Raw genomic sequence first — 19,532 nt, 5'->3', positions numbered from 1 at the left:
GAACAAGCTGCGGTTTTGTGACTACGTGGGACCCTAGATGACGTAACGTTCGTCTTCATGGTCGCCCGGGTGGTCCTTCACCAGACCGGCAGCAAGGGTGTTGCCGTCAATGGGATCGATCACCAGGAAAGCGCCAGTGCGGCGGTGGTGCAGGTAGTTCTCCAGCGGCAACGGAGCGGACAAGCGCAACTGGGCGTGTCCGATGTCGTTGAGCTCCAGGTTGGACGCCGGCTCCACGTTGAAAGTGGCCAGGTCCAGCTTGCCCGTGACGTTGCGGACCAGTGCCTGGACCGTGCGTGTACCGTGTTTCACCAGGACCTTCTGACCTTCACGGAGCGGCTTCGGGGAGAGCCAAGCCAGCGACGCATACAGGTCTGCCGTGCTTTCGCGGACCGTTCCGGCTGCAGCGATGGTGTCGCCACGGGCGATGTCGATCTCGTCAGCCAAACGGACGGCCACGGACTGCGGAGCAGCGGCCTCCTCCAGCGACTGGCCGGCAAAATCAATGCCGATCACCGTGGTGGTGCGCGGCTCGTGGCCCGGGCTGATGACGGAAACTTCATCGCCAACCTTGACCGAGCCCTCAGTGATCTGGCCGGCGTAGGCGCGGTAATCGCGGTACGCCTCAACATCCAGCCCGGCAGCAACAGCATCCGGAGCCAGGGCACCCTGGGGACGGATTACCAGCTGGACCGGGAAGCGGAAGCTCTCCAGTTCGGCCTCGAGCTCGTCAGCAGCCGGGAGGGTCTCGAGGACCTCCAACAGAGCAGGACCGGTGTACCAGGGGGTGCGCTCGGATCGGTCCACCACGTTGTCGCCGTCAAGGGCTGAAACGGGAACCACCAGTAGATCTGCAACGCCGTCGGAACCCAGACCGAGCTCGCGGGCAACCTTCTGAACATCAGTCTCGATGTCGCGGAACACCTGCTCGCTGAACTCCACCAGGTCGATCTTGTTCACGGCCACAATCACGTGGGCAACACGCAGCAGCTGCAGAACAGACAAGTGACGACGGGTCTGCTCCAGCACACCCTTGCGGGCGTCAATGAGTACGACGACGGCATCCGCAGTAGACGCCCCGGTCACCGTGTTCTTGGTGTACTGAACATGGCCGGGGCAGTCCGCCAGGATGAAGCTGCGGCGATCCGTTGCGAAGTAGCGGTAGGCGACATCGATGGTGATGCCCTGTTCACGCTCGGCACGCAGGCCGTCAGTCAGGAGGGCGAGGTCAATCCCGCCCTTTTCGCCGCCGAAGCCGCGGTCCGCGGAGGTGCGGGCAACGGCGTCGAGCGTGTCAGCAAGAATCGCCTTGGAATCGTGAAGGAGGCGGCCCACCAAAGTGGACTTGCCGTCGTCCACTGAACCTGCGGTAGCGAAACGGAAGAGGGTTGTGGGCAGGGCTGTTTCCAGTCCGGCAGCCAATGTTTCGGTGCTCATTTAGAAGTAGCCGTCCTTCTTGCGGTCTTCCATGGCTGCCTCGGAGATGCGGTCATCTGCTCGGGTGGCGCCACGTTCGGTCAGGGTGGAGGCAGCGACTTCAACAACGACGTCGGCCACGGTGCGGGCGTCAGACTCGACAGCACCTGTGCAGGACATGTCGCCCACCGTGCGGTAGCGCACAAGCTTGGTGATGACTTCCTCGTTAGGCAGCGGCTGGGAAACCTCGCCCACAGCCCGCCACATGCCGTCGCGGGCGAAAACTTCGCGCTCGTGGGCGTAGTACAGGCCGGGGAGCTCGATGTTCTCGCGCTCGATGTAGCGCCAGATGTCCAGCTCGGTCCAGTTGCTGATGGGGAACGCGCGGACGTGCTGGCCCACCGTGTGGCGGCCGTTGTACAGGTTCCACAGTTCGGGGCGCTGGTTGCGCGGATCCCACTGGCCGAACTCGTCACGGAGGCTCAGGATGCGCTCCTTGGCGCGGGCCTTGTCCTCGTCACGGCGGCCGCCGCCGAATACGGCGTCGAACTTGTTGTTCTGAATCGCATCAAGCAACGGAACAGTCTGCAGCGGGTTCCGGGTGCCATCGGCACGCTCAGCCAGTTCGCCGCTGTCAATGAACTCCTGCACGGAACCCACCACCAGCTTCAAACCAAGTCGCTCAACGGTGCGGTCCCGGAAATCGATGACCTCAGGGAAGTTATGGCCCGTGTCCACGTGCAGGACGGGGAACGGAACCTTGCCCGGCCAGAACGCCTTGGTGGCCAAGTGCAGCATGACCACGGAATCCTTGCCGCCGGAGAACAGCAGCGCAGGCTTCTCGAACTCGGCAACCACCTCGCGGATGATGTGAATTGCCTCGGACTCGAGTGTGTCCAGGCTGGAGAGACGCTCGGCTGCGGGCGCGTCGACTGCCGCTGCAACTTCCACCGTGGACTCCTCTGTTGTGTACGTGCTCATGTGTGTAGTCCGCATTCTGTCTTGTCGGATCCTGCCCAGCGGCCGGCGCGGGGGTCTTCACCCGGGGCCACTTTGCGGGTGCAGGGCTGGCAGCCGATTGACGGGTAGCCCTGGCTCAGGAGGGGGTTGACGGGAAGGATGTTGTCCTCGGAGTACTCGATCAGCTGATCGAAGGTCCAGTCCACCATCGGATTCACCTTGACCAGGCCGAAGCCCTCGTCCCAGGTGATCACCGGCGTGTTGGTGCGGGTGGGGCCCTCGTCGCGTCGGACACCGGTGAACCACACCTCGTAGCCGGCCAGCGAGCGGCGCAGCGGCTGCACCTTTCGCAGCGCGCAGCACTGTGCGGGGTCGCGGGCGAACAGGTCCTTGCCCAGGAGGCGGTCCTGCTGTTCCACGGTGTTTTCCGGAAGGACGTCCACGACGTTGACGCGGAGATTCGCCGCGACTTCGTCGCGGGTCTCGTACGTTTCCTTGAAGTGGTAGCCGGTTTCCAGGAACAAGACGTCGACGCCCGGAAGCTGGTCCGCCACCAAAGCCGGGAGAACGGCGTCGGCCATGGAGCAGGCCACCGTGACCGTGGGCAGCTCGAAGTTGCGGGCCACCCAGGCGATGACATCGCGGGCAGGTGCGTTCCAGCCGAGCTCAGCGGCGCCCTGTTCGGCCAAGGCCTTGAGTTCCTCGTGGGAGCGCAAGGCAGCGGCAGGCGATGCCGCCCCCGCCCCTTCGCCGCGCGGCTGATCTCCGATCAGCCCAGCGCGCGGCTCCGACAGGCCCGATGCCACTCCCTGGGCGGCATCGCCTGCCACTCGCTGATTTGTGCTCATTGGAGATCTCCTTCATCTGCCGAGTGTGCCCACTCTGCGAAGGTCTGGCCCTCTGCGCCTACAGCGACGAACTTACGGACAACGCGCTCCACATAATCGGGCAGGTCTTCCACCGTGACCTTGAGGCCGCGGACGGTACGTCCCAAGCCGGCTTCCTCGCGCTCGTTGTTTGCCAGCCCGCCACCGAGGTGGACCTGGAAACCCGGGGTGGGGTCGCCGTCGGGCGTTGGCAACATCATGCCCTTCAAGCCGATATCGGCCGTCTGGATGCGAGCGCAGGAGTTCGGGCAGCCGTTGATGTGGAGGGACAGTGCCGACGGCAGCTGCTTGGTTTCCACGAGGTCGGCCAGACGGCGTTCCAGCTCAGCGATGGCCGTAGCTGCAGTGACCTTGGTTTCCACAATGGCCAGCTTGCAGAATTCGATACCCGTGCAGGCAATGGTGCCGCGGCGGAACACGGACGGACGGGCGGAGAGGCCCAGGGTGTCCAGCTCTGCAATGAGCGGCTCAACCTGTTCCTTGGCCACGTCCAAGATGACGAGCTTCTGGTGAGGAGTAGTGCGCAGGCGGTAGCTGCCGTGCTTCTCCAAAGTGTCCGCCAGCGTAACAAGTGCCTCGCCGGACGTGCGCCCAACAGTGGGGGTCACGCCGATGAAGAACTTGCCGTCCTTCTGCTCGTGAACGCCGATGTGGTCGCCGGGAGCCGTGGGCTTGGGAGCGGCAGGGCCGTCCGGTAGCTTGAAGCCGAGGTACTCGTCCTCAAGGATCTGGCGGAACTTGGCCGGACCCCAGTCGTTCATGAGGAACTTCAGGCGGGCCTTGGTGCGCATGCGGCGGTAACCGTAGTCGCGGAAGATGCTGGTGACGCCGAGCCACACTTCAGCGGCGACATCAGCGGAGACGAACACCCCAAGGCGTTCGGCCAGGCGCGGGTTGGTGGACAATCCGCCGCCGACCCAGAGGTCATAGCCGGCACCGAGTTCGGGGTGCACGACGCCAACCAGGGCGAAGTCGTTGATCTCGTGCACCACGTCCTGGGACGGGTGGCCCGTGATGGCGGTCTTGTACTTGCGCGGCAGGTTAGCCAGCTCGGGGTCACCGATGAAACGCTCAGCGAGCTCGTGGATCAGCGGCGTGGGATCGATGATCTCGTCCTTGGCGATTCCCGCAACCGGGGAGCCAAGAATGACGCGGGGGACGTCGCCGCAAGCTTCAGTGGTGGAGAGTCCGATGCCTTCAAGGCGGCGCCAAATCTCCGGCACATCCTCAACACGGATCCAGTGGAGCTGAATGTTCTGGCGGTCCGTGAGGTCCGCCGAGCCGCGGGCGAAGTCCACGGAAATCTGGCCAATGACCCGGAGCTGCTCGGTGGTGAGTGCACCGCCGTCGATGCGAACGCGCAGCATGAAGTACCTGTCTTCGAGCTCGTGCGGTTCAAGCGTTGCCGTCTTGCCGCCGTCGATCCCGGGCTTGCGCTGGGTGTAGAGACCCCACCAACGGAAGCGGCCATGAAGATCAGTGCCATCGATCGAGTCGAAGCCCTCTTTGGAGTAGACAGACTCAATACGCTCACGGACGTTCAGCCCGTTGTCTTCCTGCTTCCAGGTTTCGTTGGCGTTCAGTGGAGCGGTGCCGTCAACCTTCCACTGGCCGTGGGGCTTGGCGGCAGGGCGGGTGCGCGCCGGACGCGAAGGGACTGCGGCGTCCGCGGACGCACCGGCTACAGCTGTATCTGTCATACATCGACTGTAGGTCTGGCCAGTTTTCGCCAGCAAAGGTCCGGAAACGCGAAGTCACCTAGGGAAACATTTCGTCACGAAGGCTTCATTGGCCTTGTTGCTGAGGGCTTCTTGTGCAGGTTCCTATTGTGGCGCTGTGGCCCGTTTCGTGACGTTTTTCGGGGTCCCAGCGTGTGACAAGACGGATTTGTCCAATCGTTGTAGCGTCTTTCGGGGACCGGCCTAGTCCGAGGACACTATTGGGGGAACCATGACGCTTAACTGGAATATTGATACCGCTGGCACTCACGCCGTGCTGACCACGGCGGCCTCCAACATAGACGCCCAAAATGACGCGGCTAACGGTCTGGGGAGCGCCCTGGCCGATGTCGGGGCGACGCTCGGCACGGGCCTTGTATCTCAGGCGCTAACTGAGTACGTAGAGCAGTCGCTGGCACTCAAGCTCAAGTTCATTTCCGGTAGGTCCACAGCAATCGTTCAGGGAACCAACGACGCCCTGGTGGCCTACGTGCAAGCAGACGGCATCATGGCGCAGCAGGCCCAGGCATCAGCTATCTCTGCCGGTAACCACGCGTACGACGCCGGTCCTCCTCCACACCGGGCAGGTCATCGTCCGGCGCAACTCGGCTAAAGGGACGTCATGACTACCTTTAATGACGTTTGCGTTGCCCCTGGTGGTGGGGTCCCGGGCCTCGACCTCACGGCGCTGCCAGTTGTGCCCAATCCCGAGGCTTTGGATGCGCAGGCTGCCGCCTTATCAACTGCCGGAGCGACTTATCAGGCATCAGTTGAGGCCACAGCCTCGGGCTGGAATGCCTTGGCCGGGCCCTTTCACACACCCGAGCAGCCACAACTGCTGGCGGCATTTTCGCCAGTAAAAACCATGGCGGAAGATCTCAAGAGCGGAGTTTCGATGGTTGCCTCCGCGCTGTCGGCCTTCGCTTCAGCTTGCCGCGACATCAAAACGAGAAGCGACCTTCTGAGGAGCGATGCCGGAAATCTCAGTTCGCGCATTGAGCTCAAGGGCGACGAGTGGGCCACCGTGCCCGAACTCGTCAGCGAGCAGAACCGGCTATTCGCTGAGCTCAACAACATTAAGGCTCGGTTCATAAAGGCCGAGCAGGAGTGTGCTAATAAGATCACGGCCCAGTACGGCGGCACACAGTATGTGAACATCAACGATTCCCACGCGAAGCCGGATGGATCCAACGTTCATGCCGTTGACGCCGGCACTCTGAATGCCTTGGCAGCGCAGGGCGATCTCCCGTGGGGTGCACCAGTGGATCGGGCTAGACACCGGGGCTGGATGGGTGCCGGCCAGGGCTTGGCGGAATCGGGCTGGGAGTTAGTGGCCGGTGCCTACTCGTTGACCCCCCTGTCGCTGGCGTGGAAACCCGAGATCAAGGAAATGGGCCTCACCACCCAAAATTTCGGCGATGCGTGGAGTGGCGTGGGCAGCATGCTCTGGAACGTCGGCATGTTTGTATCCCCCGGCATCTGGCTGGACCGGGCAATTACGGGGAAGCAAGAGGAGCAGGACGCTGCGGCCCAACAGTTGGGAAAGGTCATCCCGGACTTGGTCCAGGCGGACGCATGGTCAAAGGGCGAATGGGAATATGCCCTGACCCGCAACTCAGCGGATGTTGGCGCCTTCGTTGCCTCCTTCGGTACGGCTGGCGTCCTGAAAGCCGGGTCCCTCGCCGAACGGCTGGGTTTGCGACTTGCCACTGCGGGTAACCTGGCAAGCCTGCCCGGCACACTGCCGGGCCTTGCCAAACTCGGAGAACTCCGGTCAGTCACGGTAGCCAAGATCACTGACGTGATGACTACGGTCAAGGTGGCCACCTGGGAGAACCTGATCAAACCACCGTTGCAGGGATCCGCGGACCTCCTCAACCACCTCGACGACGGTGCCGGCGCAGTCCGCGTGGCGGACGGCGTCTCCGGGATGGGACGTGGGCCTTTGGGTGGCTTGGCTGACGAGGTCCTTCATGGCATCGACCGCCTGGACCAGGCCGCCTACCGACCCCCGGCAATGGGCACCCTCGGCAGGGCCGCGGAGCATCACGAAGTCATCGCCCAACTCGAACCTTCGCCGCTCCACGACGCCTCGAACCCTGCAGTGCAGCAAGTGGTTCGTGTCCCCGATTCCATGGTTCCCGGACCCAGGACACCCTGGACCAAAATCACCGAAGGCTTTGCACCCAACACGGAATACAGGGTGCCCGGCCGCGGTACGTTCATTACGGATGCGAACGGGACCATCAAAGAAGCCGTCATCACCAAGGTTAAGGACAAACTGAACCCTGACCTAAACAACCCGCTGCCGGACATGACGTACAAGGTGGAGGGGCTCAAGAGTGAATTCACCTACAAGACCAATGACGAGGGACTCACAGAGTACGCGAAGGTTAAGGGTCTCGAACTTGGCGACGGACGCCGGTCTGGCTGGATTCAGGGTTTGGTCGGCCGCGAAGCGATGGAGGAGTTGCGCCGCCTGAATCTACTCCCGCCAGGCGTGAAATACGACGGCGGACACCTCATCGCGCGGCTCTTCGACGGAATCGGAGAACGCATCAACGTGATCGGCATGCTACGCGAACTGAATCAGAACTCGGCCAACGTTGATAGCTTCTACATGTTCGAGCAGGCTTTGAAAGAAAAGGCGTCCCGGATTCCCCCTCCTACGATTGATGCCGAGATCACCTTGATTAGGACCCCTGGTTTGAAGACCCCTGAAACAATCAGCGTGCGGGCCCGGGTAGACGGAGCGCTCGTCGCCGATGAAGAATTCGAGAACATCATAGGAAGTTGGAAACCTTGACTGAAGCAGATATCGACGAGGCATTTGAAGAGGCCCAGGAACAAGAGCGCATCATCGCCGAAGACATGTGGTCGCTCCGGCCGCTGGACGCTCAGTGGGACGCTATGGAATACGTTCGGTCTCAAATTGGCGGCCGCGGCAGCTCGGTTGCGAAGGTCTACGTTGATGGCAAAGAAATTGATCGCAAGGGCACAACTCCGGCCGTCATTTTTGCTGTCAAGAGACTGCGTGAACTGATGTATCTCCCCGGAAAGGGTACTTGGTTCTCGATGCGCTTGCGCGTCGAGCCCACCGGCGATGGCTGGGAAGCTTCCTACAATTACAACGACAGGCCGCATTGGGAGCTCGGCGAACCGTCCGCTGACTCTTATGCTCAGGAACTGTACCTCTATCCCCGGGACGATAAACACATCCCCGACTGGTTCAAAGAAGAAATGAAGGGCGCCACCTGGACCCCGGATTCCGACTAGGGCTTCCAGAATGACGCAAGGAGCCGCCTCAAAGGACACTTTCGAATCGACTCGAGAACTAGAGAGAACCATTGCGGAAGGACTTTGGACGGCACGGCCTTTTGACATTGAGTGGGACAGCTTTGCTTATGTATATATGGAGACCGGCGGTACGGGCGGCGCCATCGCAAAGCTCTACCGGGACGGCCTGGAGTTGGAACGCGCCCGTCCACGAAAGGATGTGCTCGTATCAGCTATGAAACTGCGGGAAGTTACCTACCAGCCTGGCAAGGGCGCGTGGCTATCGATGACGCTGACAATCACCCCCACTGGCGACGGCTGGGAGACCAGCTACAACTACACCGACAAACCGGACTGGGAACTCGGAGACCCGGGACCCAGTGCATACGCCCAAGAGCTGTACCTCTTCCCCCGGGACGAAGACCACATCCCCGACTGGTTCAAGGAAGAAATGAAGGGCGCCACATGGACCCCGGAGGATGCCTAACCGCTGTGGTCAGCGGCTAGCCAACACTGCGTCGTACCGTTCCAGCGCGATCTCCGCCAACACAGGAGACGGCAGCAGGGGTGCCGCCACAATGTCTGCGCCTGCCTTGGCCAGCTGGTCGTGGAAATAGCCGGTTGCCAGCAGGTAGGAGGCAATGAAAACCCGGCCGGTCCCACCGTCAGCGGCGAGCTCGGCACGCAAGGAGGCGACGCCGTCGGGCACTGTCGGTTGGGCACTGGCGCCATAGGCGACCCGCACTTTGTTGGGCAGCAGCTCACCGAGGAGCCGCCCCTGCTCTTCAGAGTCAACCGAGCCGTCCGGAAGGGACGATCCCGCGGCGGCCAGCAGCACGCCGTCGTTCTCCTGCAACCCGGCCGCACGCAGGTGGGTGGCCAACAACTCGGCCAGACGCGGGTCCGGACCCAACGGCCTGGCAGCAACTACCTCAGCGCGGCTCTTGATGGCCTTGGGCACGTCCACCTTGATGTGGAAGCCGGTAGAGAGCAAAAGCGGTACGACGACGGCGGCAGTCCCCTCCGGCAGGCCCTCCACCACGCCGCCCAACTCGGGTTCCTGCACGTCCACGTAGGCCTCAACAACGCGCAAACCGGGGCGGAGAGTTTCAATTTCCGCCATCACGCGCCGGATGGCAGCTTGGCCTTCGGCATTGCGGGTTCCATGGGCGCAAGCGATCAAAACAGGGCTGTTCATGGGAGCTAGCGTAACGTTGAGCCAGCACCTGTTGTTAAGCACGTTAAGAAAGAACCCGTCCACTTGATTTCCTTTGACATTGTTCTTCTTTGGCTTGACCTCATCGGCGTGTTCTTTTTTGCTGTGTCGGGCTCGTTGTTGGCCGCCCGGAAGCAGTTCGACTTTGTCGGATCCATACTGCTCGCGTCCATTGCAGCGCTGGGCGGTGGCGTAATCCGCGACATCGTGATCAACGCCGGTCCCCCGATCGCCTTCACAAACCCCGCCTACCTCGCCCCGCCTGTGCTGGCAGCCTTGCTGGTCTACTACCTTTTCTCGTCGGTGCAGCGTTTCACGTCCCTGTTGACGCTGTTCGATGCCGGTGGATTGGCGTTGTTCTGCATCACCGGCACCCTGAAGGCCATTAGTGCGGGCATGAACCCGGTGGCCGCGATCCTCCTGGGTGTGACCACAGGAGTGGGCGGCGGACTGCTCCGTGACATCACGGCAAACGAGATTCCTACCCTGTTCAACAACCGCGATATCTATGCGCTGCCTGCCTTCGTGGGCGCCGGTTTGACCACGTTGCTTTGGCATCTTGGCCTGTTCAGCGGGCTTACGGCGTGTGTCATTGCCGGTGTTGTTTTCACTTTCCGGGTGACCGCCTGGCGCCGCGGCTGGTACGTCCCCCTGGCTGTCCGGGGATGGCATCGCGCAGGGACCGGTGGGGGCGCAATTTCCGGTGTCCGGGATTAGCTAGGATAAGAGCATGACTGACATGTTCCTCGAGAAGTTCCGCGCGCTGGTCCCAAAGTATCTCGAGGATGAATGGCAGGAAGAAGACGGCCTCACGTCGGATGAGCTGGACGACGCCCTCTCAGATCACTCCTTCACCATCCCGCTGGTCCTCCGCGAGTTCTACCTTGCTATCGGCGGCTGCGAGGACCTCATGGAGGCCTACCACTACTTCTGGGACCCCGAGGAACTCGAGGTGGACGACGAAGGATTCCTCATGTTCCTTGAGGATGAGGACGAACAGTTCACCTGGGGCTTCCGCACCGCCGATCTCAGCATCCCGGACCCCATCGTCTGGCGCCGCAACAACGCCCGCGGCCAGTGGAAGAGCGAGGAGGGCACGTTCTCCGAGTTCGTGTTCGACATGTTCGAGTGGGCATTCAACGACGACGAAGACTAACTTCCAGGCCCCCGTGGCTTCCTGACCCTGTTTGAACTGCTTTCGGCCTCTACGCAACCTTTATTGCTTGCATAGAGGCCGTTTTGCTTTTAAAGAAGGTCACGATGCCACCGGGTTTTGAGGTTAAACGGAATGGCCCCGGCTCGCTGCAACGTTACGAGTCATACGCTGCACCGAACCGGGACCACAATCTCCGTTCGCATCAGACCCACCGGAGGCATTTAGTGGATCCGTGAATAGCTTATGACAATCCTGTCACATGTGCAACTCTCTGGGTCAACGTAAATTCAAGTTGCAGCGTCCTCTTTACGGCCTCGTGGAGTTATCCACATAGGCCCGCAGGCAGGCGCGGAGCAGTCTCTAACACCGTAACCATGGCTTGATGGACCTCAACGACTTCCTTCGATCCAGACACGGTGCTGCCAGGACCGCTGACCTGAAGCGCGCGGGCTTCTCCGAAAGGACGCTGGCAACAGCTGTGAGTTCCGGGATGATCACCAGATTGCAGCGCGGCGTCTTCGCTACCAAAGGAGCGGACGCCGACGTCGTAGCCGCCTTTCGGGCAAACGGCCGCCTCACATGCATCTCGGCAGCCAGGTTCTACGGCCTTTGGATTCTTCGCGAACCGGAGGCTGTACACCTAAGCTGCGGGAATGGACTCCCCCATCAAGGGATTGTTGACCATGCCTCCGGGACCCATCCGCAGCATCCCTACCTACCTGTTGCCGGGGTTGCTGACGCTCTGATCCACGCACTCCGCTGCCCCCCGGAACTGGAGTCTCTGGTGATGGTGCAGAGCGCTGTTAGTCAGGCGTTAGTCAGCCCGGAGTACTTGAGGTCGAAGCTGGCGGGAACCCGAAATGGCCGGGCGCGGGCAACTTTGGGATTGATCATCCCACGGGCAGATTCTTTGCTGGAGGTTTTGGCGCATATCCACTTCATCAGGGCGGGGCTGAGCGTAAGGATGCACGTGCAGCTACCCGGCGTCGGTGAAGTCGACTGCCTCATCAACGATTGCCTGGTGATTGAGCTCGACGGTGGTACTCACTTTGAGGGCAAACAAGTAAAGAAGGACCAGTACCGGAACAATGCCAGCATCCGAGGCGGACTTCTCGTCCTTCGCTATTACTACTCCGACGTCGTCTACCACCCGGGGAAGATGGTGGCCGAGGTCCTCGCAGTTCTGGGCAACAGGGATGCCGGCCACTTCGGACCGTCGCGTTGGACGCAGAAGTGGGTACCGGCGTCGTAATTCAAACGTTTGCCGTGGCGTCCTGACCTTCTTTGGAAAGAGAACGGCCGCTATGCAACCTAAAAAGGGTGCATAGCGGCCTACATAGCCTCAAACAGGGTCAGGAAGCCACAACCCAAGGAGAGAAACCTAGCTGCTGCGGTCCACCACAGCATGGGCGAAGTTGGTCAGCGACGCCTTCACAACGCCCTCGGGCAGCGGGTCCAAAGCTGCAACGGCCTCGGCGGACCACTGGCGTGCAATCTTCCATGACTCGTTGGTGACGGGGTGCTCACGGAGTCCGGCCACAGCCTCAGCAAGAGCCGCGTCGGAGGATAGGTCGCCGTCGATCAGTTCCAGGAGTGCAGCAGCGGAGGCATCCCCCGCGGCAGCATCCCGGCGAAGCAGCAGGACGGGCAGGGTGGGAACGCCTTCGCGAAGGTCGGTGCCCGGTGATTTGCCGGACTTGACCTTTACACCGGTGACATCAATGACGTCGTCGGCAAGCTGGAAGGCAACGCCAACTTTCTCGCCGTATTCCACCAGCAGGTCCTCGTAAGACTCGTCGGCTCCGGCGAAGATCGCGCCCAGCTGGCCGGACGCTGCCACCAGCGAGCCGGTCTTGTCAGCGATGACGGAAAGGTAGTGCTCCACAGGATCTTCGTCTTCGCGCGGACCAACTGTTTCGTGGAGCTGGCCGAGGCACAAGCGTTCGAAGGTGCGTGCCTGGATGCCCAGTGCGCGGGAACCGAGCTCGGACACCAGGATGGAGGCTCGGGCAAAGATGAGGTCGCCGGTAAGGATGGCCACCGAGTTACCCCACACTTCGTGGGCGGTGGGAGCACCGCGGCGGAAGGGCGCGGAGTCCATCACATCGTCGTGGTACAGCGTGGCCAGGTGGGTCAGTTCCACCACAACAGCGGCCTGGACAACCTCCGGACGTGAAGCATCACCGAGGTGCGCACACAGCAGGGTCAGCAGGGGGCGAATGCGCTTGCCACCGGCTTCCACCAGGTGACGCGACGTCGCGTCAGCCAAAGGGTCCGAGTTGGAGATGGCTTCGCGGAGCTTCTTCTCAACCCGGGCAAGGTTGGTGGTAATGGCCGGTCCGAGCTCGGCATCGCCGGCAATCGCTGCGAATCCGGCGGGCAGCTGGAGTCCCGTTGCGATCGCGGTGGTGTTGGGAGCAGGCTCAACAGCCTGCGGCAAGCCGTGCCCGGCATGCGTCCAGCTGTGTTCGGCAGAGTTCGTCACGGGTTAACCCTAACTAGTTGTTGCGGAAACCGCGGTGTTGGAGCCTGCCGGCGTAAGGGCGCGGGCGGCGGAAGTGTTGGAGGTAGCGGGAACCAGCATCTCGAGGACCCGAATAACCCGGTCTTCGAAACCCTTCGCGGAAGGATCCGTGAGGTTCGCGAGCATTCGAACCACAAAGCGCATGAGCACAGGAATAGGCATGCCTGTGCGCAGTGCCAGCTTCATCACGGCAGGCTTCCCGATCAAAGACGCAAACATGCGGCCCAGTGTGAAGTGCGAACCCCACTGGTCCCGCACATAGTCCGCGTACCGCGCGAGGTGGGCATCGGCGTCGCGCGTGGACCAACCAGCCGAAGCCGAGCGCGACGAAGCGTCAATCAAGAACTCGGCCGCGAACCGGGCTGACTCCATGGCGTAGGAAATGCCCTCGCCGTTGAACGGGGACACCATGCCGCCAGCGTCGCCCAGCAGGAGCAACCCGGGTGAGTAGTGCGGTGTGCGGTTGAAACCCATGGGCAGAGCTGCGCCGCGGATCTCCCCCACCTGGTTTTCCGGACTAAACCCCCACTCCGAGGGCATCCCGGCGGTCCATTCACGGAGGACCTGTTTGTAGTCGAGTTTGCCGAATTCCTTGGAAGAGTTCAGGATTCCGAGGCCAACGTTGGAGGTTCCGTCGCCAACCCCGAACACCCAGCCGTATCCGGGCAGCGGCTTTCCGGACTTGCCGGGGAGTTCCAGCCAGCCTTCCATCCAATCGTCCTCGTGCCTCGGGGAGGTGAAGTACGTGCGCACAGCGACGCCAAGAGGCCGGTCGTCACGCTTGTGCATCCCCAGCGACACAGCGGTTCGCGTCGAGTTGCCGTCGGCGGCGAGTACGACGTCGGCATGGAAGTCGCGTGTTTCACCGGTCTTGCGTCCGGACTCGTCCAGGATGGAAGACCGGGCTCCGATCACGCGGCCGTCCTCTGCGGTCAATGCGGAGGTGACGCTGTGGCGTTCAAGCACGACGGCGCCCGCGGCCTCAGCGTGGCGGGCCAGGTCCTCGTCAAAACCGAGCCGGGTCCGGATCAGTCCGTAGCCGGGAAAGTCGGCCACCTCGGGCCACGGCAGCTCGATGGTGCGGCCACCGGCGATCAGGCGAAGGCCCTTGTTCCGCCGCCAACCTTCCGAGGCAGCGTGAGGCAGGCCGAGCTTCTGAATTTCGCGAACGGCGCGGGGAGTCAGGCCATCGCCGCACACTTTTTCACGCGGAAAGGAAGTCTTTTCCAGCACCGTGACATCGATGCCCGACTGGGCGAGGTAATACGCAGCGGTGGACCCGGCGGGACCCGCGCCAACTATCAGTACTTTCACGTCGTCCTAAATCAGCAGGCAGTACGAAGTCAGCCGGCTTGGTGGCGCGGCTTGATCTGGCGGCGGAGCTTGGCCACGGGAACACTTTCGCGGTGTTCGGCGGGCTTCTGCGCACGGTGCACGGCAACGATGCCGCCGCTGAGGTTGCGGTAAGTGACATCCGTCCAGCCGGCATCCTGCAGCCACTGGGCCAGGTGGTCCTGGTCCGGCCAGGCGCGGATGGACTCGGCGAGGTACACGTAGGCGTCCGGGTTGGAAGAGACCTTGGTGGCGATGGCCGGGAGCGCGCGCATCAGGTACTCGGTGTAGAGGTTGCGCCACAGGGGAACTACGGGGTGCGAGAACTCGGCAATGACCAGGCGGCCGCCGGGCTTGGTAACGCGCAGCATTTCCTCGAGGGCCTTGCGGGGTTCCACAACGTTGCGGAGGCCGAAGGAGATGGTGGAAGCGTCGAAGCTGTTGTCAGCAAACGGCAGGTTGGTGGCGTCACCGGCAATGAAGTCGATGTCCGGGCGGCGGCGCTTGCCCACCTTGAGCATGCCCAGGGAGAAGTCGCAGGCCACTACGTCCACGCCCGCATCGGCGTAGGGTTCGCTGGATGTTCCCGTTCCGGCGGCGAGGTCAAGGACCTTCTGACCTACCTTCACATCCATGGCATCAACCACGATCCGGCGCCAACGCCGTGTCTGCCCCATGGACAGGACATCATTGACGACGTCGTATTTTGGGGCGACATCATCAAACATCGTCGCAACTTCGTCCGGACGCTTTTCCAAGGATGCTCGGTTCACCTTGTAATTGTCTCAGACATTCAACCGACTTTGCTGCGTTGTAGAAGTCGGCTCAGATTCTGGCTGCGCGCGGGAGTACTGTTGTTCCATCATGACGAGCACGCTCCGTACCTTGACAGTCCCCCTCGATGTTGAATCATCCTCAGGGGGGCTGCCGTCGTTTCTGGTCCGGGACGACGTCCTGTGCTGGTCCCGCCGCGAGGCCGGCTTGGTTGGCTACGGCGAGCTGACCCGTTTCAACGCCACCGGCCCCGACCGATTCCTTGAGGCCGATATTTGGTGGCGGCACCTCATAATTGAGGCGGAAATCACGGATCTGGTAGAGGTTCCGGGTACTGGTCCGGTGGCTTTCGGCTCCTTCGCCTTCTCCAAAACCTCCCCGCATGTTTCCCGCTTGATCCTCCCCGAACTCGTAATCGGCATCCGGGACAGCGTTGCCTGGGCCACGCAGTTGACGTTCGACGACGCCCCCCTCACCGAGGCGACCGTCCTCGCCTCGGTGGACCGTTGGCTTACCGAACCGGAGCCCAACGGCGACAGTCCAGAGACCGGAGGGCCCGACGTCGGGCTCTCACCGGACGCTATTGCCGCGGACGGCTCGGCTGGTCACCTCAGCCGCGGTTCCCTGACTGAAGCCGATTGGATGCAGGCCGTTTCCAACGGCGTGGAGGAAATTCGCGCCGGAAAGCTGGAGAAGCTCGTGTTGGCGCGCGACGTCGTCGCTAACCTTCCGCAGGGCGTCAACGCGGCAGAGGTTCTTCGGCAGCTTGCCGCGAGGTACCGCGAATGCTGGACCTATGGTGTGGACGGCCTGGTGGGCGCCACGCCGGAGATGCTGATTCAGGTGGAGGGCCGCACCGCCCAGGCGCGCGTGCTGGCAGGCACTCTGGATCGACGCGACGCGGACGGCATGGACGGATCCCCCATGGAATACGCGGAACGGGTCCTGGCTGGCTCGGAAAAACAGCGGCACGAGCACGAGATTGCCATTGATTCGCTGACACGGCAGCTCGCCCCCTTCTCGGAAGCCATGAATTCCCACAGCGAGCCCTTCATTCTGGAGCTGCCCAACGTGTGGCATCTGGCATCGGATGTGAAGGCTGAGTTGGCTGACATCGAGGGACACGTTCCTACTTGCCTGGCCCTGATCAACGCGCTGCATCCCACGGCGGCAGTCTGCGGAACACCTACGTTGGTAGCCGGTGCCCTGATCCGCAAACTTGAGCATTTGGACCGTGGACCATACGCGGGGCCGGTGGGCTGGCTGGACGCTGCCGGGAATGGCGAATGGGGAATTGCACTCCGCGGTGCTGTGATCGAAGACGCCAATACAGTCCGCTTGTATGCCGGCTGCGGAATCGTGGAAGGCTCCGTGCCTGAGGCCGAATTAGCGGAGACCTGGGCCAAATTCCGGCCAATGTTGGAAGCACTGGGCATCAAGCGCTGAATCTGGGATTCCGGACAGCACCCCTTCTGGCGGGCTTGATAAGTAGGTAAACTTGTTATCCAATAGTGAAACTTAGTTTCCTGTGATGCACATCTCACGTTCGGCGCTACACTAAAACCGACTCAGTTCAGCATCCACCGCAACAAAAGGTAAACAACATGCAGATCTCCCGTTCGGTACTGTCCGGCACCAAGATGGCCGCCGTGCTCGCCGCCGGCGCCCTGGCCCTGACCGCCTGTGGTGGTTCCTCCACCCCGGCCGCGTCCTCGGACTCGGGCCTCAAGCTCATCAACGCCGGCAAATTCACTGTCTGCTCGGACGTTCCCTACGAGCCTTTTGAATTCCAGAAGGACGGCAAGATCGTCGGCTTCGACATGGACATCGCCGCCGAGATCGCCAAGGACGTCAAAGCCGAACTCAACGTGGTGGACAGCTCCTTCGAAGCAATCGAGACCGGCACCGCGCTGACCGGCTGCGACGTCTCCATCTCCTCGATCTCCATCACGGACGTCCGCAAGAGCGTCATGGACTTCTCCACCCCGTACTTGGACGACGACCTGACCCTTGTGGCCACCTCCTCCTCCGGCATCACCAACATTGACGGCGCCAAGGGCAAGAAGGTGGGCGTCCAGCAGGCAACCACCGGCGCCCAGTACGCCAAGGACAAGGGAATCGACGCACAGCAGTTCGAAGACTCCGGGCTCCTGGTCCAGGCCCTCAAGGCCGGCACCATTGATGCCGCAGTCGGTAACCAGTCCGTACTTGGCTACGCCATCAAGGACGATTCCAACCTCAAGCGCGTTGAAGACTACGCAACAGGCGAGAAGCTGGGCATCTCCATCAAGAAGGGCAACACCGCCATGGCCGATGCCGTGAACGCCACGCTCAAGCGCATCACCGACGACGGCTCCCTGAAGAAGTTCGAGACCACCTGGTTCGGCGAAGCCACCAAGTAGTCCGGGCTCCGGCTCCCAAGATCACGTAGGCGGGCCCCGAAACGATCTGTTCAGGTCCTTTCGGGGCCCCACCTGCGCAACATGAATGTGAGAACCCCATGGCAATGACTGCACGTCAACGAGCCAAAGTCAGTTTGTACGTCCAGGCCGGAATCTTCGTAGTGGCCGTGGTCGCAGTGATCCTTGCTGTGGACTGGAAGACCATTGGTACCAGTGTCTTCAACTTCGCCAAGATCGGGCCGATGTTCCCCGACATCTTCCTGGTGGGCCTCAAGAACACCCTCATCTACACGGCTCTGGCATTCGTGGTTGGTTTGTCGGGCGGCCTTCTGCTTGCCCTGATGAAGCTCTCCTCCTTCCCGCTGTACCGCTGGCTCGCCACTGGATACATCGAGTTCTTCCGCGGTGTTCCCGCACTGCTGGTCTTCATCGCTTTCGGTTACGGCGTGCCGTTGGCCTTCGGTGTCCAATGGGACGTCAACATCGTGGTGATGGTTTCACTGGGCATGGTTGCCTCGGCCTACATCGCCGAAACATTGCGCGCCGGCCTTCAGGCTGTCCCCAAGGGGCAGATGGAAGCAGCACGCTCCCTGGGCATGCCGCACTGGCGGGCCATGATCTCAATCGTCATCCCGCAGGCTTTCAAGATCGTCCTGCCGCCGCTGACCAACGAGATCATCCTGCTCACCAAGGACTCCTCGCTGATCTACGTCCTGGGCCTCACCGCTTCCCAGTACGAGCTCACCAAGTTTGGCCGCGACGGCATCTCCAGCCTCGGTGCAGGCCTGACGCCACTACTCGTGGCCGGCGCCTTCTACCTGGTCATCACCATCCCGTTGAGCCTCTTGGCACGGAAGTTCGAAAGCCGCTCCGCGCGGACCAAGCGATAGGCAGGACAGTCATGAATAACTCCACCGGGAGCACGTCCACCGTTCAAGCCGCCGGCGTAAACATCAAGGATCTCCGCAAGTCCTACGGCAGCAACGAGGTCCTCAAAGGCATCTCCCTCACCGTGGAACCGGGCCAGGTTGTTTGCCTGATCGGGCCTTCGGGTTCGGGCAAATCCACCCTCCTGCGCTGCGTCAATCTGCTCGAACAGCCCAACGGGGGCACCATCAACGTGGGCTCCTTTGAAGCCACGGACCCTGATGTAGACCTCAACAAGATGCGCCGCAACGTTGGTATGGTGTTCCAGCACTTCAACCTGTTCCCGCACCTGAGCGTCCTGGACAACTGCACCATCTCCCAAATGAAGGTCCTTAAGCGGTCCAAGACCGAGGCTGGCCAGGTAGCGCGCCACAACCTGGAACGCGTTGGCTTGGGACACCTCGCCGACCGTTTCCCGGACCAGCTCTCCGGTGGCCAGCAGCAGCGCGTAGCCATTGCACGCGCACTGTCCATGGACCCGCAGCTCATGCTTTTTGATGAGCCCACGTCCGCGCTCGACCCCGAAACCGTGGGCGATGTCCTGGCCGTCATGCGCAAGCTGGCACATGAGGGCATGACCATGCTGGTGGTCACCCACGAGATGGGCTTCGCACGCGAAGTTGCTGACCGAGTGGTGTTCATGGACGCCGGCGTTGTGGTGGAAGAAGGACCCGCTGAGAACGTCATCAGCGCCCCCACCCAGCCACGCACCAAGGAATTCCTCCGCCGTGTCCTGGACCCCACGCATATTGACGTGGTGGAAAACTAACCCCTTCGCTTGGCTGAGGGGCGGGCGGCACCCATCTTCGGGTGCTGCCCGCCCGTTTTTGCGTTCGGCGCACGGTTCGTTTGCTCGCCCGGCGCACCCTTTCGCGCCTTTCGCGCCACTCCTTCGTGGGCAGCGCACCCTTACCCGCCATTCGCACCAGAGGTTACGGGCGCGA

19 protein-coding genes are annotated in these 19,532 nt (G+C 62.0%); 11 read left to right on the top strand and 8 right to left on the bottom strand.

The genetic code is table 11. The features are described from left to right. Positions 1 to 33: 33 nt before the first annotated feature. Genes BACI9J_RS04970 through BACI9J_RS04955 form a run of 4 tightly spaced genes read right to left on the bottom strand, consistent with a single transcriptional unit; the run spans position 34 to position 4,963 of the window. Positions 34 to 1,437 carry a sulfate adenylyltransferase subunit 1 gene (locus BACI9J_RS04970; RefSeq protein WP_159733437.1) on the bottom strand — a complete coding sequence of 468 codons (1,404 nt, stop codon included), beginning with the start codon at positions 1,435 to 1,437 and terminating at the stop codon, positions 34 to 36. Then, the gene (gene cysD, locus BACI9J_RS04965) at positions 1,438 to 2,397 is read right to left on the bottom strand and encodes a sulfate adenylyltransferase subunit CysD (RefSeq protein ID WP_159733436.1); all 960 of its coding nucleotides are present in this window, start codon (positions 2,395 to 2,397) and stop codon (positions 1,438 to 1,440) included. Further along, positions 2,394 to 3,224: a phosphoadenylyl-sulfate reductase gene (locus BACI9J_RS04960; RefSeq protein ID WP_236558480.1), complete on the bottom strand. Its 831-nt coding sequence runs from the start codon at positions 3,222 to 3,224 to the stop codon at positions 2,394 to 2,396. Before BACI9J_RS04960 ends, cysD begins: the two co-directional genes overlap by 4 nt. Beyond that, positions 3,221 to 4,963 carry a nitrite/sulfite reductase gene (locus BACI9J_RS04955; protein ID WP_159733435.1) on the bottom strand — a complete coding sequence of 581 codons (1,743 nt, stop codon included), beginning with the start codon at positions 4,961 to 4,963 and terminating at the stop codon, positions 3,221 to 3,223. The genes BACI9J_RS04960 and BACI9J_RS04955 overlap by 4 nt, the downstream gene beginning before the upstream one ends. Before the next feature lie 250 nt (positions 4,964 to 5,213). On the opposite strand from BACI9J_RS04955, the gene BACI9J_RS04950 reads away from it, so the two are divergent. Genes BACI9J_RS04950 through BACI9J_RS04935 form a run of 4 tightly spaced genes read left to right on the top strand, consistent with a single transcriptional unit; the run spans position 5,214 to position 8,744 of the window. Continuing rightward, positions 5,214 to 5,594, top strand: a complete 381-nt coding sequence (locus BACI9J_RS04950; RefSeq protein WP_159733434.1) for a DUF6507 family protein — start codon at positions 5,214 to 5,216, stop codon at positions 5,592 to 5,594. Between the two features lie 9 nt (positions 5,595 to 5,603). Beyond that, entirely contained in the window at positions 5,604 to 7,787 is a 2,184-nt protein-coding gene (locus BACI9J_RS04945; protein ID WP_159733433.1) for a DNA/RNA non-specific endonuclease, read from the top strand. Then, positions 7,784 to 8,257 carry a hypothetical protein gene (locus BACI9J_RS04940; RefSeq protein ID WP_159733432.1) on the top strand — a complete coding sequence of 158 codons (474 nt, stop codon included), beginning with the start codon at positions 7,784 to 7,786 and terminating at the stop codon, positions 8,255 to 8,257. Before BACI9J_RS04945 ends, BACI9J_RS04940 begins: the two co-directional genes overlap by 4 nt. A 10-nt stretch (positions 8,258 to 8,267) precedes the next feature. Further along, a complete protein-coding gene (locus BACI9J_RS04935; RefSeq protein WP_159733431.1) occupies positions 8,268 to 8,744 on the top strand; it encodes a hypothetical protein in 477 nt (158 codons plus the stop codon). A 9-nt stretch (positions 8,745 to 8,753) separates the two neighbouring features. On the opposite strand, the gene BACI9J_RS04930 is transcribed toward BACI9J_RS04935, so the two are convergent. Then, positions 8,754 to 9,518 carry a sirohydrochlorin chelatase gene (locus BACI9J_RS04930; RefSeq protein WP_159733430.1) on the bottom strand — a complete coding sequence of 255 codons (765 nt, stop codon included), beginning with the start codon at positions 9,516 to 9,518 and terminating at the stop codon, positions 8,754 to 8,756. On the opposite strand from BACI9J_RS04930, the gene BACI9J_RS04925 reads away from it, so the two are divergent. The 3 genes from BACI9J_RS04925 (at position 9,519) to BACI9J_RS04915 (ending at position 11,881) form a co-directional block, all read left to right on the top strand. Further along, positions 9,519 to 10,190 (top strand): trimeric intracellular cation channel family protein, encoded by a 672-nt coding sequence (locus BACI9J_RS04925; RefSeq protein WP_159733429.1) that lies wholly within the window; start codon positions 9,519 to 9,521, stop codon positions 10,188 to 10,190. It abuts the gene before it with no gap. A 13-nt stretch (positions 10,191 to 10,203) separates the two neighbouring features. Continuing rightward, a complete protein-coding gene (locus tag BACI9J_RS04920) occupies positions 10,204 to 10,629 on the top strand; it encodes a hypothetical protein (RefSeq protein WP_159733428.1) in 426 nt (141 codons plus the stop codon). A gap of 382 nt (positions 10,630 to 11,011) precedes the next feature. Further along, positions 11,012 to 11,881, top strand: a complete 870-nt coding sequence (locus tag BACI9J_RS04915; RefSeq protein ID WP_159733427.1) for a type IV toxin-antitoxin system AbiEi family antitoxin domain-containing protein — start codon at positions 11,012 to 11,014, stop codon at positions 11,879 to 11,881. Positions 11,882 to 12,010: 129 nt separating this feature from the next. Here BACI9J_RS04915 and BACI9J_RS04910 read toward each other — a convergent pair whose 3' ends face one another. The 3 genes from BACI9J_RS04910 to BACI9J_RS04900 are packed head-to-tail and all read right to left on the bottom strand — an operon-like array spanning position 12,011 to position 15,258. After that, positions 12,011 to 13,114: a polyprenyl synthetase family protein gene (locus tag BACI9J_RS04910; protein ID WP_159733426.1), complete on the bottom strand. Its 1,104-nt coding sequence runs from the start codon at positions 13,112 to 13,114 to the stop codon at positions 12,011 to 12,013. A gap of 9 nt (positions 13,115 to 13,123) precedes the next feature. Continuing rightward, a complete protein-coding gene (locus BACI9J_RS04905) occupies positions 13,124 to 14,467 on the bottom strand; it encodes a geranylgeranyl reductase family protein (protein ID WP_159733425.1) in 1,344 nt (447 codons plus the stop codon). Positions 14,468 to 14,496: 29 nt separating this feature from the next. Then, positions 14,497 to 15,258: a demethylmenaquinone methyltransferase gene (locus tag BACI9J_RS04900; protein WP_141281872.1), complete on the bottom strand. Its 762-nt coding sequence runs from the start codon at positions 15,256 to 15,258 to the stop codon at positions 14,497 to 14,499. A 91-nt stretch (positions 15,259 to 15,349) separates the two neighbouring features. Here BACI9J_RS04900 and BACI9J_RS04895 point away from each other — a divergent pair, with 91 nt between their 5' ends. From BACI9J_RS04895 to BACI9J_RS04880, 4 genes are all read left to right on the top strand, one after another. Next, positions 15,350 to 16,705, top strand: a complete 1,356-nt coding sequence (locus BACI9J_RS04895; RefSeq protein ID WP_159733424.1) for an isochorismate synthase — start codon at positions 15,350 to 15,352, stop codon at positions 16,703 to 16,705. Positions 16,706 to 16,863: 158 nt separating this feature from the next. Next, positions 16,864 to 17,661 carry an ABC transporter substrate-binding protein gene (locus BACI9J_RS04890; protein WP_159733423.1) on the top strand — a complete coding sequence of 266 codons (798 nt, stop codon included), beginning with the start codon at positions 16,864 to 16,866 and terminating at the stop codon, positions 17,659 to 17,661. A 98-nt stretch (positions 17,662 to 17,759) separates the two neighbouring features. Then, positions 17,760 to 18,551, top strand: a complete 792-nt coding sequence (locus BACI9J_RS04885) for an amino acid ABC transporter permease (protein ID WP_159733422.1) — start codon at positions 17,760 to 17,762, stop codon at positions 18,549 to 18,551. 11 nt (positions 18,552 to 18,562) lie between these two features. Continuing rightward, the gene (locus tag BACI9J_RS04880; RefSeq protein ID WP_159733421.1) at positions 18,563 to 19,357 is read left to right on the top strand and encodes an amino acid ABC transporter ATP-binding protein; all 795 of its coding nucleotides are present in this window, start codon (positions 18,563 to 18,565) and stop codon (positions 19,355 to 19,357) included. The last annotated feature ends 175 nt before the right edge of the window (positions 19,358 to 19,532 follow it).

Source organism: Arthrobacter sp. 9V (assembly GCF_902506065.1).
Classification (GTDB): Bacteria; Actinomycetota; Actinomycetes; order Actinomycetales; family Micrococcaceae; genus Arthrobacter.
This window is presented reverse-complemented; position numbering and strand designations above follow the sequence as displayed.

Excerpts from the sequence above, each read along its gene's own strand:
- BACI9J_RS04935 (WP_159733431.1), top strand. The coding sequence starts at position 8,268 with ATGACGCAAGGAGCCGCCTCAAAGGACACTTTCGAATCGACTCGAGAA.
- BACI9J_RS04895 (WP_159733424.1), top strand. The coding sequence starts at position 15,350 with ATGACGAGCACGCTCCGTACCTTGACAGTCCCCCTCGATGTTGAATCA.
- BACI9J_RS04880 (WP_159733421.1), top strand. The coding sequence starts at position 18,563 with ATGAATAACTCCACCGGGAGCACGTCCACCGTTCAAGCCGCCGGCGTA.
- BACI9J_RS04890 (WP_159733423.1), top strand. The coding sequence starts at position 16,864 with ATGCAGATCTCCCGTTCGGTACTGTCCGGCACCAAGATGGCCGCCGTG.
- BACI9J_RS04970 (WP_159733437.1), bottom strand. The coding sequence starts at position 1,437 with ATGAGCACCGAAACATTGGCTGCCGGACTGGAAACAGCCCTGCCCACA.
- BACI9J_RS04955 (WP_159733435.1), bottom strand. The coding sequence starts at position 4,963 with ATGACAGATACAGCTGTAGCCGGTGCGTCCGCGGACGCCGCAGTCCCT.
- BACI9J_RS04915 (WP_159733427.1), top strand. The coding sequence starts at position 11,012 with ATGGACCTCAACGACTTCCTTCGATCCAGACACGGTGCTGCCAGGACC.
- BACI9J_RS04945 (WP_159733433.1), top strand. The coding sequence starts at position 5,604 with ATGACTACCTTTAATGACGTTTGCGTTGCCCCTGGTGGTGGGGTCCCG.
- cysD (WP_159733436.1), bottom strand. The coding sequence starts at position 2,397 with ATGAGCACGTACACAACAGAGGAGTCCACGGTGGAAGTTGCAGCGGCA.
- BACI9J_RS04885 (WP_159733422.1), top strand. The coding sequence starts at position 17,760 with ATGGCAATGACTGCACGTCAACGAGCCAAAGTCAGTTTGTACGTCCAG.
- BACI9J_RS04920 (WP_159733428.1), top strand. The coding sequence starts at position 10,204 with ATGACTGACATGTTCCTCGAGAAGTTCCGCGCGCTGGTCCCAAAGTAT.
- BACI9J_RS04950 (WP_159733434.1), top strand. The coding sequence starts at position 5,214 with ATGACGCTTAACTGGAATATTGATACCGCTGGCACTCACGCCGTGCTG.
- BACI9J_RS04960 (WP_236558480.1), bottom strand. The coding sequence starts at position 3,224 with ATGAGCACAAATCAGCGAGTGGCAGGCGATGCCGCCCAGGGAGTGGCA.